A 17,064-nucleotide genomic window follows, 5' to 3' on the forward strand; every position below is an offset into this window, starting at 1 on the left:
TAGGATCAAATATTATTTTTATCCCTGTGTTTATTTTAAAGTAAACATAGGGATTTTTTTGTTGTATATGCTATAACTTTAGTTAAGTATAATCTCTTGACTTTAAAGTACATATACTGTTATTTTTTGAGGGAATTCTTCTGCTATTTAATTACTCAGAAATAATTTTGATTTAACAAAAAAATAACATACATTTGGTAAACCAATCTGGTAAACCAGTTAGTAATAGGTTTAAAGTGAGGTAAATGCTAAATAACTAACTAATCTAATATTTAAACATGAATTTAAAAATAAGGTTAACAACGATTTTTGCTTTGTTTTTTTGTGTATCGCTTATCGCACAAGAAAAGTATTCAATAAGCGGAACCGTAACTTCTGCAGGAGATAATATGCCTATTCCAGGAGCTAACATCATCATTGTTAAAACAACCAGAGGAACCTCTACGGATTTCGATGGTAAATACCAATTAGAAGTAGCTAAGGGTGATGTTGTTCAATTTTCTTATGTAGGTTATGTAACTCAAACATTTATAATTGATAGTCAAAAGACTATTGATGTTTTGCTGGTTGAATCAGATAACTCTCTGAGTGAGGTAGTTGTTATTGGTTACGGAACACAAAAGAAAAGTCATACAACAGGTGCTATTTCTAAAGTAGTAAATGATGATTTAGGTCAAATAGCCGTTTCTAGGGTAGATGATGCCTTAGTTGGTCAGGTTTCAGGTGTTAATATACAAGCTACAGATGGTGAGGCTGGTGCTGCACCAACAATCACAATTCGTGGTGTTGGTTCAATGGCTGGTGATTCTACACCATTAATTGTTGTCGATGGTGTTATTGTTGATTCAGATTTTTTAGGATCTTTAAATATGAATGATGTAGAATCTTTTGAGATTTTAAAAGATGCCGCCTCTTCTTCTATTTATGGTTCAAAAGGATCTAATGGTATTATAATGATAACAATGAAATCTGGTATAGAAGGGAAGACTAAAATTAGTTATAATACATATACTGGTTTTAAAGACGCCAGAAAAAGTGATGCTTATGGTTATACCACTACTGAATGGGCAGAGCAACAAATGGAAGAAAACGGTGTAGTTTCTATTTATACACAAGCACAATTGCAAACAGGTACAGATCGTTCTTGGCAAGATGTTTTTTTTGATGGAGGTGCTATTACAAGTCATGCACTTTCTTTAAGAGGTGGTAATAAAAGCACAAAATATACAGCTAGTTTAAATTATTCTGATGATGAAGGTGTGTTGTTAGGAGATAATTATACAAAATATGGTATTAGACTAAAAGTTGATAATAAAATAAATGATAAATTTTCAGTTGGTGTAAATTTAAGTCCGTCGTATACAGATAGAGATAGGTTTTCAGAATCTGTACATAATGTTGCCAGACATCAACCTTGGTTGCCAATTTATCATACAGAGGCTACCTTACAAATGGTAAATCCTGAATCTTTTCCAGGTTTGCAAGTTGGGGATTACGCAAGACAAGATCACTTTACAATATTTGATTTAGATGGAGATGGTTTAGTTAATGACGAGCTTAACAATATTGGTAATAGTACAAATCAGAATCCTTACGGCAGAACTACAGAGAGAAGCAGAGTAGATAAAAAGTTTAAGATGTTTGGAAGCGTATATGGTAAATATAAAATAGCTTCTGGACTAAATTTTACGACAACTTTATCAGGATCAATTCAAGATACTAAAAGAACGGATTATTTAGGTACTTTAGCTCGTAGAACCGTAGCTTCTGCATATATGGTAGAAACTAGCCAGAAAGAACAATACTATATTTTTGATAACTTTTTAAATTATAGTAAAACGTTTGGTAAACATGAGTTAGGAGTGACTTTAGGTAATTCAATTGAAACAAGAGATTATTTCTTTTCTACAATAAAGGGTATTGGTTTTGAAAACGATGCAGTACAACAAATTTCTGGAGCAACAGAGATTGTATCTGGCGAAACATATGGGCTAGAATGGAAAAAAAGAGGTGTGTCTTTGATTTCACGATTAACTTATGCATATGATGACAAATACTTATTATCTTTAAGTATGCGTCGTGACGGAAGTTCAATTTTCGGATCGGATTTTAAATATGGTAATTTTCCTGCGGCATCTGTAGGTTGGAATATTGCTAAAGAGAGTTTCTTAGAGGATAGCGACTTTGTTTCAACACTTAAATTTAGAGCCAGTTTTGGTGTAACAGGTAATGATAGACTAAACACAGGAAGTGTAAATCCAGATGCTCAAGGTAGTAGTTCTGTTTTAAGCTCTGATAATGTGTTACAAGATTATTATCCGCACTTGGCATTATTAGATTTAACATCTTATGTGGTCGACGGAACAATTACTACAGGTTACTCGCCATTAAATCTAGCAAACCCTGAGCTAAAATGGGAACGATTAATTGAAATTAATCCAGGGATAGATTTTGGATTCTTAAATAATAAAATTACAGGATCAATTGATTGGTACCAAAGAACTAGTGACCAGTTATTATTAAACAATCCAGTATCTGCAACAACAGGATTTAATAGTGCTTTAGTTAATTTGGGTGAAGTAAAGAATGAAGGATTCGAGTTTGAGTTAAGAACTAGAAATATTAATTCTGAAAAATTCACATGGAAAACGTCGATTATAGCTACTACGAATGAAAATACATTAATTGATTTTGCTGATTCAGATGGTCAAGTTACGAGTTTAGATCCATCACGACCAGCAGAATGGATTAATCAAGAAGGGCAACCAATATCTTCTTTTTATGGATACGTAGTAGATTCTGAAGTGCCAATTGAATATAGAGATAGACCTTACAGACATGTTGGTAACGAGTTTGGTTTAGTTAGAGTGAAGGATTTAAATGGTGATGGTGTTTTAGATGATGAAGATAAAACGATATTAGGTAATCCTTACCCAGAATTAATTTGGAGTTTAACTAACGATTTTTCTATAGGTAACTTTGATTTTTCATTTATGTTTCAAGGATCACATGGTGCAGAAGTAAGAAATATTGGAGATCATTATTTGTTTAGTCATAATAACAACAGAACATTAAATGCAGAAGCTGCAACAGCAGGATATGAAACAGACTTCTTAGTAGATAAATACTTCACTAACAGTATGATACAGGATGCATCGTATATTGCATTAAGAAATGTGAATATTGGTTACAATTTACCTAGCGATGTAGTTACTAAGTTTGGTATATCTAAATTTAGAGTTTATGCATCAGGTCAAAATTTAATGTATAAAACAGCGGATGGTTATACAGGTTGGAATCCAGAAGCTTTAGATAAAACAAGTCCTACACAATACGGATACCAAAGAGGTGGATCTCCAATTTATAGAACCATATCAATAGGTTTAGACGTAGACTTTTAATTAATAAATAAACTATTTAATACGATTTTATTATGAAATTTGTAAAATATATAGCTGTCCTTTTTATAGGAGTATTGGCATCATCTTGTAGTGATTTCTTAGATCCAAAACCAAATTCAGCGTCAACTTCTAATAATTATTATACAACTTTAGCAGAGCTTGAATCAGCATTAATTGGAGCTTATGATGCTATACAGGGAGATGGTAGTTACGATAGAGATGAAAATCATGGTGTACAATACGAATTTTATATCACAGAGATGAGAAGTGGTAACAGTTCTACTAAAATTGCAGATGCAGATGATTTTTCTGATTCTGGTCAATTTGAATCTTTCAGTGTACTTGCAACCAATGGTATAGTTGCTAATTATTACGATAGTTTTTATCAAGTTATTTTTAGAGCGAATGTTGTTTTAGAAAATTTAGGAAACGTTAGCGAAGATACATCTGCAATTGAAGCAGAGGCCAAGTTTATTAGAGCTTACGCTTATTTTAACTTAGTAAGGTTGTTTGGAGATATTCCTTTAGTAGATCATGTACTTACAGCATCTGAGACAGATACTCAATTTATAAGAGTAGATAAGAATCTAGTTTACGATCTTATTATAAGTGATTTAGAAACAGCTAAAGATGGTTTAGATAACACGTATAAAACCAGAGCGTCAAAAGCGGCGGCTCAAGGTTTATTAGCTAAGGCTTATTTATCAATAGAAAATCCTGAGTATCTTAAGGCTCAGATACTATGTGAAAGTATTATTAATAGCCAAGAGTTTGATTTAGTAAACTTTTATGATGTTTTTTATTCAGAATTAAATGATGAAATTATCTTTGCAATTGGGTATCAAACAATTGATGATAGTCAAAACTTTTCTGCACAATGGATGAATGCTGTAGGAAGATCAAGTGGTCTAAATTATGCAACTTATGATTTAGTAGGAGATTTAGATCTATATGGTGGTGACAGAACACAATTTACTTATAGACAAGATCCTATTCACTTAACTTCAGTGAGATATCAATGTGCTAAATATTTCCCTGATGGTGATGATGGAGGAGACACAGGTGAGTTTACTGGAAACCCAGAATTGGCAGGTAATGACTGGATTGTTTTACGTTATGCTGATATATTGCTGTTGTACGCAGAAGCAATTATGGCTGGAGGACAAGAAACTAATAATGCGGCAGCATTAAATGCTTTTCAATTAGTACGAAATAGAGCAGGTCTTACAGATGTGGTGACTAATTTAACTAAAGAAGAGTTATTATTAGAAAGAAGGGTAGAATTAGCTTTTGAAAATCATAGGTTGTTTGATTTGGTACGATTCGGAGAAGCAGAAACGACGCTTTCGGCTTATTCAGAACTTAATGGATTTGGTTATACAACATCAGATTTATTATTACCAATGCCTCAAAATGAAGTAAATCTAAGTAATGGTTTAATGAGTCAGAATCCTGGTTACTAAACATATTAATTTAATACATTTTAAAATGAAAAATATTAATAGAATAAAAAAACAGGTAAAAAATAAGTTAGTTGGTGCGTTACTCATAGTGGCTTGCATTACTACAATTGCTTGTGACCCTACAATTGATTCTTTAGCATTTGATTTGCCAGATGCTAATTCACAGGAAGATTTAACACCTCCTGCAGCTGCATTTACAGCATCTGTTACAGCAGATTATTTAACATATACTTTTGCTAATGAATCTACAAGTGCTACAACATATGCATGGGATTTTGGTGATGGTAACAGTTCAACATCTGTAGATGGTTTAAACACATATCCAGACGAAGGCACATATACTGTAACGTTGACGGCATCAGATGCATTAGGCGCTGTGAATACTTACACCGCGGAGGTTGTAGTAGAGGAGCCAGAAGCACCACCAGTTTTAGATCCTACATTGGTAAATGCAGATTTTGTAAAATTACCTAAATCTTCAGGTTCGGATTGTGCATGTGCTGCTTGGATAAATAAGAGTATAGGAGATCAAGGAGAATCAAGTTCAGGTAATGGATCAGATGTTCTGAAATTTGATAATAACGAACCAGATGCTATATACCAAGAGTTCGAAGTAGTACCAAATGCTAATTATTTGATAACAGTGGTTTCATCTTTTAAGAGTTTAGAAAGTGGCGGATTATACCCAAGTGAGTTAGAATTAAGAATTTTAGCAGGTACTGGTTATACAGATGGATATACACCTGTTTACTATACAGATACGGTAGATTTTCCACAAGGAAACAGTGATTCAGGATTTTGGGGATATACATCTATTGCGCAAGTAGAAGACGAAGCAAATAATCTTCTGATAAGAGTAGAAGACAATCCTAGTGATACAAGTTACTTATCGTATCAATATTCATTTAATTCTGGAGCTAATACAAGTGTAGCATTATTTATGAGAGGATTAGGTGGTCCTGCAACTGGTGGAGCTGGTGGAGACTTTGGATATAATAGTGGAGATGAAGAGATTCGTACAGATTCAATTGTTATAACAGCTTTAGATTAAATTTCAGAGTAATAAATCATTAATTATGAATTTCATTAAAATTTCAGTCTTCATTTTTATCGCTTGCTTCTATACTAATGGTATTGATGCTCAGAATATTTCTGAAAATGAAACTGAAATATCTGATAAAAAAGTTGATAAGAAGAAAAAAAAGAAAAAGAAAAAAAAGAAGAAGGTTAAACTTCCAAAAATTGATTTAAGTCACTGGAAAGTTACATTACCAGTTACTAATGAAAAAGGAAAACCTTATGAAATAGATCCGCCAGAGATTTTAGATTTTGCAGATAATGAAATAGCAAAACCATATATGTACATAGACTCAACAAAAGGCGCTATTGTATTTCATGCGATGCCAACGGAATCTAAAACTAGGAATACTAAGTATACGAGATCTGAGCTAAGAGAGCAAATGGTACCTGGTGAAAATAATGTGAACTGGACATTTGCAGATGGTGCAAATATGAAGGGGAAGATTCAAATGGAGGAAGTGACAAAGGATGATGAAGGTAAATACCATCGTGTTATTATTATGCAAATCCATGGAAGATTAACTAATGAACAGAGAGATTTAATAGGTGAGGACGATAATAATGCACCACCAATATTAAAAATTTATTGGGATAAGGGTAAAATTAGAATTAAATCTAAAGTGTTAAAAAACCTTGCAGCTTCAGATACTGAAATTTTACATGAAGATGCTTGGGATAATGATGAAGGATACAATTTTGAACAAGAAGTTGGTTTCAGAAAATTTACATTAGAAGTTCAAGTTACTGATGGTAAAATGTTGATAATTTTAAATGATACAGAATATAAAGCTTACGAGGGCATCCACATAAAAAAGTGGGGAATATTCGAGAATTACTTTAAAGCAGGAAACTATTTTCAGTCTAGAGATGAAGGCGCTTATGCTAAAGTTAGATTTTACGAATTAGAAGTAAGTCATTAAAGTTTATTTGAGTTAGTCGCTTATTGAATTCTGCCGTTGATTAGTTGTGCAGGTGGAATTCTTTAAGCACTATTAAATAATCTTATATTTATAAGATATATTGCACAATATTAATCGTGTAATTAAAAATTAAAAATTTAGATATGAAATTGGAAATGCTGGCAAAAATGGAAAGTTTAGATTCGCAGAACGCTATTATTTCTAAAATAAGAGATTTAATAAATTTAAAAAATCTTGAACCTGGTGATAAACTGCCTTCAGAGCGAACATTATCAGAGAAGTTTGGAGTTACTAGAAGTAATGTTAGAGAAGCAATTCAAAAATTAGAATTTTATGGGTTGCTAGATTCTATTCCTCAAAGTGGAACTTTTGTTGCAAACATTGGTGTCATAGCTATGAATGGAATGATCGACGATATTTTGAGACTAGAAACACCAGATTTTAAATCTTTAGTAGAAACAAGAATTTTATTAGAGCTTAAAACTGTTAGATTAGCTGCGCTGAGAAGAACGAATGAAGATTTAAAGGAAATAAAGAATGCATTAGAAGCATATGCTGCAAAAGTTTTGGACGGTAAGGATGCAGTGCAAGAAGATTTATTGTTTCATTTGGCCATTGCAAAAGCTAGTGGTAATAGCTCAATGAACACATTTATGTTAACTATAACTCCTGAGATAATCACTAATTTTGAAAAGTATCACGTATGTGATAAGAATCGAGCTAATGTAGGGATTGATGAACATAAGGCTATTTATAATGCTATTAAGGCTCAAAATCCAAAATTAGCGAAACAAAAAATGAAAGAGCATTTTAACGAGCTGTATAAATATTGTTATAATATTAAATAATCATCTTAAATTAAAAAAGGGAGTATGAAATTAAAAGGCTTACGTTGGTGGGTAGTTGGGCTTGTTGCATTAGCTGCTGTTATAAATTATATTGATAGACAAGCGTTTGGTGCTTTATGGCCAGACATTGCTAATGATTTATTTCCAGAAATGGATAAGGATGGACATAAAGCTATTTATGGTACTATTTCTACCGTATTTATTTTGTCTTACGCTGGAGGTCAAGCATTATTTGGAAAAATATTCGATTGGATAGGTACTAGAATAGGATTTGCACTTTCAATAGGTGTGTGGTCTATTGCAACTATGTTACATGCATTCGCTCAGGGTTTATTAACGTTTTCAATTTTTAGATCAATTTTAGGTATTGCAGAAGCTGGTAATTGGCCAGGTGCGGCAAAGGCCAATGCAGAATGGTTTCCTACTAAAGAAAGAGCACTTGCTCAAGGAATATTTAATTCAGGTGCAGCTATTGGAGGTATTGTAGCATATCCTGTAATAGGATTATTATCAGTATATTTTGATTGGAAAGCAATTTTTATCGTTGTAGCCGTATTAGGGTTTTTATGGTTATTACCTTGGTTATATGTAGTTAAAGGTGATCCAAAAACGCATCCTTGGTTAACAGCTGATGAAAAAGATTATATTCTTTCAGGACAAAAAAATCAAGATCTTGATAAAGATGGTAACTACGATGAAGGATATACACCAAATACAGGCGAGTTACTTAAGCATAAAGAAAGTTGGGGCGTTATTATAGCTTCGGCAGCAATTGATCCTATATGGTGGCTGTTTATAGTTTGGATTCCAATTTACCTATCTGAAGTTTTTGGAATGGATGTTAAGGAAATAGCATTCTCTGCTTGGGTTCCTTACGTGGGTGCAATGATAGGCGCAATTTTCGGAGGCTTATTAGCAAAAAATAGAATATCAGCGGGATGGTCAATCGATAAAACTCGAAAGATGACAATTACCTTAGGTTGTGCAATAATGATCCCTTGCTTTTTTCTATTGAAAGCACCAGGAAGTGCTATTAATGCAGTAATAATTATGGCTGTATTACTTTTTGGATTTCAAATTGCTATTGGTAATATTCAAACTCTACCTAGTGATCTTTTTAGTGGTAAAATAGTAGGTACATTATCTGGATTTGCAGGTATGGCTGCTAAGCTTGGTGCCGCAGGATTAACTATCTTGGTAACATTCATAACTACAGGTGGTAACTATACGCCTGCATTTTTAATTGGTGGAGCATTAGCTATTATAGCATTAGTAGCCGTTTGGTTTTTATGCCCTAAAATAGAACCATTAAAACCAAAAGCATAATTACAATTAGAACATAAAATTAAACAAGAATAATTTAAGATTTATTAAACATGAGCAATAAAGGAAAAGTAGCTGTTGTGACAGGAGCAACAGGAGGAATAGGATTTGAAGTGGCAAAAAGATTAGGTCAAGATGGATATACTGTTGTATTAAATGGTATCGAAGATGAAGCAGGTGCAGATAGAGTAAAGCAACTTACTGATGAGGGTATTACTGCAGAGTACTATGGTTTTGACGTAACTAGTGATGAAGCTGTAACTTCTAACATTAAGGCGATTGGTGATAAATATGGTAGAATCGATGTACTAGTAAACAATGCTGGTGGATTAGGTGGAAGATCTCGTTTTGAGGAAATGACAACTGATTTTTACAGATTTGTTATGGCTCTTAATCTTGATTCTGTATTTTTTGCTTCAAGAGCAGCTATCCCATATTTAAAAAATGGAGAGCACCCATCAATAATTAACTATACATCAAATGCTGGATGGACAGCAGGTGGACCAGGTGCAGGTATCTATGGTACTTCTAAAGCTGGTGTTCATGCGATAACGAGAGCATTAGCAAAAGATTTAGCCGAATACGGAATTAGAGTAAACGCGGTATCTCCAGGTACTATTGATACACCATTCCATGCTCAAATTAAAGCAACAAAGCCAGAAGTTTTTGCTTCATGGGCAAATAACATTATGTTAGGTAGACTTGGTCAACCTGAAGATGTTGCTGGTGTAATTTCATTCTTAGCTAGTAAGGATGCAGCATTTATAACTGCTGAAACTATCCAAATTGGTGGAGGACAAGCATTAGGAATCTAATAAAATAGATTTTAAAATATTAAGCGCTATTATAGAAATATAATAGCGCTTTTTTCATGATTAAAAATTGATGTAAATTCTAGGATTTGATAATATTCAACAATACGAATATGGGTAAATTCAAAAATTTAATTTGAAGAATCCCTAACAATGAGTTCTGCATCAAGAATAATTTTATTTAGACTCTGTTTAAGCACATCATTGGATACATGTTTCAAAAAAGTTTCAGCTGCAATTCTCCCAATTTCGGTACTATGTTGTGCAACACTTGTAATTGAAGGACTAACTAATGAGGTAAACGGTTCGTTTCCAAAACCAATTAACCTTACAGAGTCAGGTACATTTATATTATTTTCGTTTAATACTTGTAATGCGCCAAGAGCAGCATAATCACTAGCTACATATACGGCATCAGGTCTATTTTCTAATTTAAGAAGATGTTCCATTTCGCGTCGTCCATCTTCAAGGGTCAGAGAGCTTTCAATGATAAGGCTATCATCAATGGGAAGGTTGTGCTTTATAAGTGCATCAACATATCCTTTAATTCTGTTATTAAATATTCGTGTTCTTCTAAATCCTCCAATATGTGCAATTCGTTTACATCCTTTTTCAACGAGATGTTTTACTATAATTTGACTACTATCGTAATCATTAATTCCTACATAGTCTACATTGAGATCATTCTCTCCTCTATCGAAAAGGACTAAAGGGATTCCTTTCGATTTTATTTTTTCGTAATGAGATAGATCAACAGTTTCATTAGCCATGGAAGCAATTATGCCATCTACTTGTGTGAATAAAAGGGTATCTATACTCTTACATTCCTTTTCAAAAGATTCATTAGATTGTGTAATTATAATACTGTAACCCGCTTTATTGAGAACGGTTTCCATACTTTCAATGACCGAAGAAAAAAAGTTACTATTTGTTTTGGGTACAATAACTCCAACTAAATTACTCTTTCCTTTTCTTAGTGCACTTGCTAAATGATTAGGCTGATAATCCAATTCTTTAGCAACGCGTTTTACAGCTTGCTTCGTTTTTTCGCTTATTCGGGAATCATTGTGCATAGCTTTAGATACCGCAGCTGGTGAGATATTTAATTCGTTTGCAATGTCTTTTATTGTTATTCTTTTTTTATTCCCCAAGTTTTTATATATTTGCTTAATCGATTAAGCAAATATACTGTTTTAACCAAAAAAATCAAAATTAGAACGTTTTGATTTTATTTTTTAAATCAATTGCTTAAACGATTAACCAAACATAAATTTATAACTAAATAAACAAATATTCAGAATGAAAAAAGTAGTCACTTTTGGAGAAATTATGCTAAGATTAGCACCTCAACAATTTTTAAGATTTTCACAAGCAAATAGTTTTGATGCTATTTACGGTGGAGGAGAATCTAACGTAGCAGTATCATTAGCAAACTATGGTGTACCAGTCGATTTTGTAACACGTTTACCAAAAAATGATATTGGAGCATGTGCTATGATGGAAATGCGTAAAAGAGGAGTTGGAGTAGATAAAATTATTTATGGTGGTGACCGTTTAGGAATTTATTTCTTAGAAACTGGTGCTGTAAGTAGAGGTTCTAAAGTCGTTTATGATAGAGCACATTCTGCCATTTCAGAAATCACACCAGGAATGGTAGATTGGAAAGCAGTATTTAAAGATGTAGCTTGGTTTCATTGGACAGGTATAACACCTGCAATTTCTCAAGGTGCAGCAGATGCATGTTTAGAAGCTGTAAAAATCGCTAGTGAAATGGGAGTAACTATTTCTACCGATTTAAATTATAGAGCTAAACTTTGGACGTTCTGTGATGATGCACATAGAGAAAAAATAATGACTGAATTAACATCTTATTGTGATGTTGTTTTAGGGAATGAAGAAGATGCCGAAAAGCATTTTAATATTCATCCAGAAGGTTTAGATGTTCATAAGCATGGTCACGATGTAAAAGCAGAAGCATTTTTATCAGTTTGTAAGCAAATGATGGAGAAATTTCCAAGAGCTAAAAAGGTTATTACCACATTAAGAGGTTCTATTTCTGCATCTCATAATACTTGGGCTGGTGTTTTATATGATGGAAAAACTATGTTTGAAACACGTCAGTACCAAATTACAGATATTGTTGATCGTGTAGGTGGTGGAGATTCATTTATGGGTGGATTAATTTACGGATTATTGAAATATCCTGAAAACGATCAAAATGCATTAGATTTTGCAGTGGCAGCGTCTTGTTTAAAGCACACAATTAAGGGTGATGCTAACTTAGTAACTGTTGAAGAAGTAGAAAAATTAATGGGTGGCGATGCGTCAGGACGTGTAGCTCGATAATTTTCAATTTCGTTCTTTTAAAATTATGAAAAAATCAATAGCAATAATTTGTGGTGGAGGTCCTGCTCCTGGAATAAATACAGTAATAAGTACTTTAGCCAAAACCTTTTTAAAAGATGGTTATGAGGTTATAGGTGTTCATCATGGATATCAAGGCTTATTGTCAGAGGAGCCAGAAGTGAAAATTTTCGATTTTCATCATGCAGATCGTATTTTTAGTCGTGGAGGATCTACTTTGATTATGAGTAGATTTAAGCCTAAGGATAGTGATTTTAGAGCTGATTTTTTTAAGAAAAATAACGTAAAACTATTGGTAACTATTGGTGGTGATGATACAGCATCTACTGCCAATAGGTTAACCAAATTTCTTGGCACACAAAGTTTAGATGTGGCCCACATTCATGTTCCTAAAACCATTGATAACGATTTACCTTTGCCAGACAGAAATCCTACATTCGGATTTCATACGGCAAAAGATGAAGGTGTTAGAATTGGTAATACGGTTTACGAAGATGCAAGAACGAGTGAAAACTGGTTTGTTGTTTCGGCAATGGGTCGTTCAGCGGGTCATTTAGCCTTTGGTATTGCTTCGGCATGTCATTTCCAGATGATGATAATTCCTGAAATGTTCAATAATACCAACATTACTTTTGATAAGCTGATCAATATGATTATTTCTTCAATTGTAAAATGTAAAATAATGGGTGTTGAATATGGCGTTGCATTGATAAGTGAAGGTGTTTTTCATTTTATGGATGAGGAGGAAATTATTAATTCGGGTATTAATTTTACGTATGATGATCATGGACATCCCGAATTAGGAAACGTGAGTAAATCTCATATTTTTAATTATTTACTTCAAATTAAATTGAAAGAAATTGGTTTAGAAATAAAATCGAGACCAGTTGAGCTTGGTTATGAATTAAGATGTTGTAATCCTATAGCATTTGATCTCACTTTATGTACGTTATTAGGTATTGGTGTTAAAAAACTATTTGACCAAGGAGTTACAGGTTGTATCGTTAGTGCCAACTCTAGTGGAGATATAAAACCATTATTTTTAAAGGATTTTGAAGATGAAAATGGTAAGATTCCACCTAGATTAGTAGATATAGATTCTGATATGGCACAACTATTCATAGATAATTTATTCTTTTTAAAAGGAAAAGATTATGAAAAAGCGAAAGCATATATAGCTAATCCAGAGGCATATGATTTCAAAAAAATATTAAACTGGAACTAAAAAAAATAAACATAAAATTATGGCAAATTATACAAGAATAGAAGTTGCGAATGTTATGAAACAGACAGGTATGGTGCCTTTGTTTTATAATGCAGATTTAGAAATAGGTAAAAAAGTAATAAAGGCAACTTACGATGGTGGTGCGCGTTTATTAGAGTTTACAGCAAGAGGAGATTTCGCTCATGAAGTTTTTGGAGAACTAAACAAGTGGGTTCTTAAAGAATTACCAGGTATGATAATGGGTGTCGGTTCAGTTACAGATGCAGCTTCAGCGTCACGCTTTATGGCTTTAGGTGCGAATTTTATTGTAACACCTGTATTAAGAGAAGATATTGCAATAGTTTGTAATAGAAGAAAAGTAGCATGGTCTCCAGGCTGTGGTTCTTTAACTGAGATCTGTAGAGCGGAGGAATTAGGCTGTGAAGTTGTTAAATTGTTTCCAGGTGGAATATACGGAGCAGATTTCGTAAAAGCTATAAAAGGCCCTCAACCATGGACAAGCATAATGCCTACAGGAGGTGTTTCTCCAACAAGAGAAAATTTAGAAGGTTGGTTTAAAGCTGGAGTAACTTGTGTAGGTATGGGTTCAAAATTAATAGCGAAAGGTGCAGATGGTAATTATGATTTAGCAAAGATTGAATCTGATACAAGAAATGCATTAAGTATTATTAAAGATTTAAGATCATAACAATTGAAGTCGTCTGGCGTAACTATAAAAGAGCTTTCTTCTATATCTGGATATTCAATATCTACGGTATCAAAAGCACTGAATAATAAACTTGAAATTAGTAAAGCTACAAGAGACGCCATTAAAAATATAGCAAAACAGCATAACTATGTTCCTAATAGTTATGCTGTTTCTCTTAGAATGCAAAAAACAGGTTCTATTGCAGTTATTCTACCAAAAGTTACGGAACCTCGCTACAATTACGCATTGTGTCATTTACAGAAATCTGCGGAAAAATTAGGCTATAGAATCTTCTTTTATCAATCTTTTGATTCTAGCTCTAAAGAATTAAATTATATCAAAAGTTTAAGTGATGGCTCTATTGATGGTATTATATTAATATCATCTGAAGAGACTAAAGAAAAATCTAAATATTCAAGTGATATTTTTCCAGTTGAGCTGTTAAATGTTAGTTTTAATCAACCTTTAGAGGAAATTAAGTCTATGGCTAATCAAAGTATTTTAAATGTACTTAAGGGCTAAATTTGCAATTTGTAAAGACATTTATTCAACTATACATTTTAAAATTTTAGACCCATCGTTATTTCGAGATAGGCAAATGAAATATATTCCTGTTTCTAAACCAGACAGATCTATGACTTCATTTTTTAAACGATAGGTTAGTTCAATTTCTTTCCCTGTATTATCAAACATTTGGATAGTATCAAAGTAATTAATTTCTAATTTTTTTATTGTGACACTATTTTGAGATGGATTAGGCACTAATTGCAATTCAGTATTTTCCAATTCAACATTTGGGTTAGATAGGAGATCAATTTCTTCAATACTAAAATCATTAAAAAGTACATTTTCGTCTCTGAGATCATTACTATTATTTAGACTCCTATAGATGCCCCATTTTGGTCTTGCAAATGATGCACCATCTTGCCAAGTATCCATTGACGTATTATTATAACTTAATAGATTAGAATTATCTGAAATACGGACAACATCAATAGCATATCTTCCATTGTTGCCATAGGTTATTTGCTCCGTAACTTCTATCCAATGCCCTCTAAAATTATCTAATTCTGCCGTTACTATAGTACTTTGGCTATTTGTTGTTGAATAACGAAGTTCTATTCTATCAGGATTAGCTTTACGAGCTGTAAGTGTAATAAGTGGAATAGATGCATATGCACCATCCACTGATTTAATTTGATGCAAGTGTGTAAAACTCGAAGAAGGCTGAAAATTAATATCTAATTTAAATTTCCATTTGTATTCTACCGTTTCACCTTCTATGGCTTTTAAATTATCAGGAGAAGAACTATACGTCTTAATTTCGGTTCGTTGTCGATCAAAGTTAATACATCTGTCATTATCTGGTGTTTTGTGTGCTATAAATCGAAATACGTTTGTATTTAATTCAGTGTCAAATATCTCATCAATATGTCTACCAAAATTAGTGTGTTCACAATCAGGAACTTCTACGGCATTATATCCAGGTGCGAAAACATTATTAATAATTTCATAGGTAGAGCCAGGTCCATCCGCACTCAATACAACTTGTGCTCTAACTAAATTCATGAAATTAAAAATTATCATAATCAGAATTATTCTTGAATTCATTACACTGTCTTTTAATGAGTAAACTAAATTATAATGTAGAGATATTTTTTTGATGTACATATTACACAGTGCTGAATTGAATCTATTTATTTGTTAATTATATGCGTAATAAATAAAACTCCCTATAAATAATTACTGCTCTATGTTAAAATAAATACATTTATTAAGAATTCTACAATCGAAAACGTTATCGCTTATGATTTTTTATTATATTTGGTTTACCAATTTGGTAAACCAATTGGGGTTAAGGTGACTAACAAGCCTTAATTTAATAGATTTCAAACTAAAACTAATAAATTAAAACAACAATTATGAAAACAAAACTACTTTTTACTTTATCCTTTTTAATTTGTGCTTTTGGCTTTGCTCAAGTACAGCCTACAGTCCACAATGCTGTGTTTGATAATATACCAAAGTCTTCTGGTTCAGATTGTGCATGTGCAGGATGGATCAATAAAGATATAGCAGACCAGGGTGAATCTTCTACCTTAAGTGGAAACGACGTAGTAAAACTAGATGACTTTGAGTCTGACGGAATTTATCAAGAAGTTGAAGTTGTAGCAGGAAGTGATTATACTTTAGATTTAGAGTACACTTATAAAATTGACCCAACTACAACACTTTATATTGAAGTGATTGTATTGAAAGGAAGCGCGTACATAGATGGTTACACACCAGCTTATGATCTGCCAGCAACTGCTGCACAAGATGGGTTTGGATATGAAACCGTAGCATCTGTTGAGAATACTGCAAATCAATTAGCGTATTCAACATCAGTACCTCCAGGAAATACGGATGCAAATGATATTGCACAAGTTACTTTTAATACAGGAACGGAAACAAGTATTGCTTTATTTGTAAGAGCCGTTGGTGTATATGATGCAGCTACTCATGGAGATTCTAGTAAAGATAAAGGTTGGATGAATGGAGATTCTGAAGTTAGAATGGACAACTTGCAATTAGTGAATACAACTGCACTTTCAACACAAGATTTCTTTTCTTCTAGCTTAAAGGTATATCCTAATCCTGCAACATCAAACTTAACAATTAAATCAGGAGATCAAACTCAAATTGATTCTGTTGAATTATATAATATTCTTGGTTCAAAAGTACTTTCGACTTCAAGTTTAGTAAATGATTCAATAAATGTTTCAGAGATGGCTTCTGGTGTATATTTATTAAAAGTTAACGCTGGTTCTAAATCAGTGACTAAACGAATTGTAATTGAGTAATTAGAATTTTTGATTTTTTAAAAAAGGTAACTTAATTAATTGAGTTACCTTTTTTTATTTAAATTGTTGTCTCTAAGAAATTAATCATAATCCTCAA

The 17,064-nt window shown here is 32.7% G+C and carries 14 protein-coding genes; 12 read left to right on the forward strand and 2 right to left on the reverse strand.

What is annotated here, in order from left to right; translation table 11 throughout:
* The first annotated feature begins 278 nt into the window (after positions 1–278).
* From Q0891_RS02505 to Q0891_RS02535, 7 genes are all read left to right on the forward strand, one after another.
* The gene (locus Q0891_RS02505; RefSeq protein ID WP_299098487.1) at positions 279–3,401 is read left to right on the forward strand and encodes a TonB-dependent receptor; all 3,123 of its coding nucleotides are present in this window, start codon (positions 279–281) and stop codon (positions 3,399–3,401) included.
* A gap of 32 nt (positions 3,402–3,433) precedes the next feature.
* Positions 3,434–4,864 carry a RagB/SusD family nutrient uptake outer membrane protein gene (locus tag Q0891_RS02510; RefSeq protein ID WP_299098488.1) on the forward strand — a complete coding sequence of 477 codons (1,431 nt, stop codon included), beginning with the start codon at positions 3,434–3,436 and terminating at the stop codon, positions 4,862–4,864.
* 25 nt (positions 4,865–4,889) lie between these two features.
* Positions 4,890–5,915 (forward strand): PKD domain-containing protein, encoded by a 1,026-nt coding sequence (locus Q0891_RS02515; RefSeq protein WP_299098489.1) that lies wholly within the window; start codon positions 4,890–4,892, stop codon positions 5,913–5,915.
* A gap of 25 nt (positions 5,916–5,940) precedes the next feature.
* On the forward strand, positions 5,941–6,864 hold the full coding sequence (locus Q0891_RS02520) for a polysaccharide lyase family 7 protein (protein ID WP_299098490.1): 924 nt from the start codon (positions 5,941–5,943) through the stop codon (positions 6,862–6,864).
* A 143-nt stretch (positions 6,865–7,007) separates the two neighbouring features.
* Positions 7,008–7,712: a FadR/GntR family transcriptional regulator gene (locus tag Q0891_RS02525; protein WP_299098491.1), complete on the forward strand. Its 705-nt coding sequence runs from the start codon at positions 7,008–7,010 to the stop codon at positions 7,710–7,712.
* Positions 7,713–7,736: 24 nt separating this feature from the next.
* Positions 7,737–9,038, forward strand: coding sequence for an MFS transporter (locus Q0891_RS02530; RefSeq protein ID WP_299098492.1), 1,302 nt, complete (start codon positions 7,737–7,739; stop codon positions 9,036–9,038).
* A gap of 50 nt (positions 9,039–9,088) precedes the next feature.
* Positions 9,089–9,850, forward strand: a complete 762-nt coding sequence (locus Q0891_RS02535; RefSeq protein ID WP_299098493.1) for an SDR family NAD(P)-dependent oxidoreductase — start codon at positions 9,089–9,091, stop codon at positions 9,848–9,850.
* Between the two features lie 128 nt (positions 9,851–9,978).
* Here the strand turns inward: Q0891_RS02535 and Q0891_RS02540 are convergent, their stop codons facing one another.
* On the reverse strand, positions 9,979–10,998 hold the full coding sequence (locus Q0891_RS02540; RefSeq protein ID WP_367179554.1) for a LacI family DNA-binding transcriptional regulator: 1,020 nt from the start codon (positions 10,996–10,998) through the stop codon (positions 9,979–9,981).
* A gap of 148 nt (positions 10,999–11,146) precedes the next feature.
* Between Q0891_RS02540 and Q0891_RS02545 the strand changes: the two genes are divergently transcribed.
* The 4 genes from Q0891_RS02545 to Q0891_RS02560 are packed head-to-tail and all read left to right on the forward strand — an operon-like array spanning position 11,147 to position 14,646.
* Complete coding sequence (locus Q0891_RS02545) at positions 11,147–12,193, forward strand: sugar kinase (protein ID WP_299098494.1); 1,047 nt, start codon at positions 11,147–11,149, stop codon at positions 12,191–12,193.
* 25 nt (positions 12,194–12,218) lie between these two features.
* A complete protein-coding gene (locus tag Q0891_RS02550; RefSeq protein ID WP_299098495.1) occupies positions 12,219–13,436 on the forward strand; it encodes a 6-phosphofructokinase in 1,218 nt (405 codons plus the stop codon).
* 19 nt (positions 13,437–13,455) lie between these two features.
* Entirely contained in the window at positions 13,456–14,124 is a 669-nt protein-coding gene (locus Q0891_RS02555; RefSeq protein ID WP_299098496.1) for a bifunctional 4-hydroxy-2-oxoglutarate aldolase/2-dehydro-3-deoxy-phosphogluconate aldolase, read from the forward strand.
* Positions 14,125–14,127: 3 nt separating this feature from the next.
* Positions 14,128–14,646, forward strand: a complete 519-nt coding sequence (locus Q0891_RS02560) for a LacI family DNA-binding transcriptional regulator (RefSeq protein WP_299098497.1) — start codon at positions 14,128–14,130, stop codon at positions 14,644–14,646.
* Positions 14,647–14,667: 21 nt separating this feature from the next.
* Here the strand turns inward: Q0891_RS02560 and Q0891_RS02565 are convergent, their stop codons facing one another.
* Positions 14,668–15,693 (reverse strand): T9SS type A sorting domain-containing protein, encoded by a 1,026-nt coding sequence (locus tag Q0891_RS02565; protein WP_299098498.1) that lies wholly within the window; start codon positions 15,691–15,693, stop codon positions 14,668–14,670.
* Positions 15,694–16,046: 353 nt separating this feature from the next.
* Here Q0891_RS02565 and Q0891_RS02570 point away from each other — a divergent pair, with 353 nt between their 5' ends.
* Positions 16,047–16,967 carry a T9SS type A sorting domain-containing protein gene (locus Q0891_RS02570; RefSeq protein WP_299098499.1) on the forward strand — a complete coding sequence of 307 codons (921 nt, stop codon included), beginning with the start codon at positions 16,047–16,049 and terminating at the stop codon, positions 16,965–16,967.
* The last annotated feature ends 97 nt before the right edge of the window (positions 16,968–17,064 follow it).

Origin of the sequence: uncultured Winogradskyella sp., from assembly GCF_947498005.1 — a bacterium.
Classification (GTDB): domain Bacteria; phylum Bacteroidota; class Bacteroidia; order Flavobacteriales; family Flavobacteriaceae; genus Winogradskyella.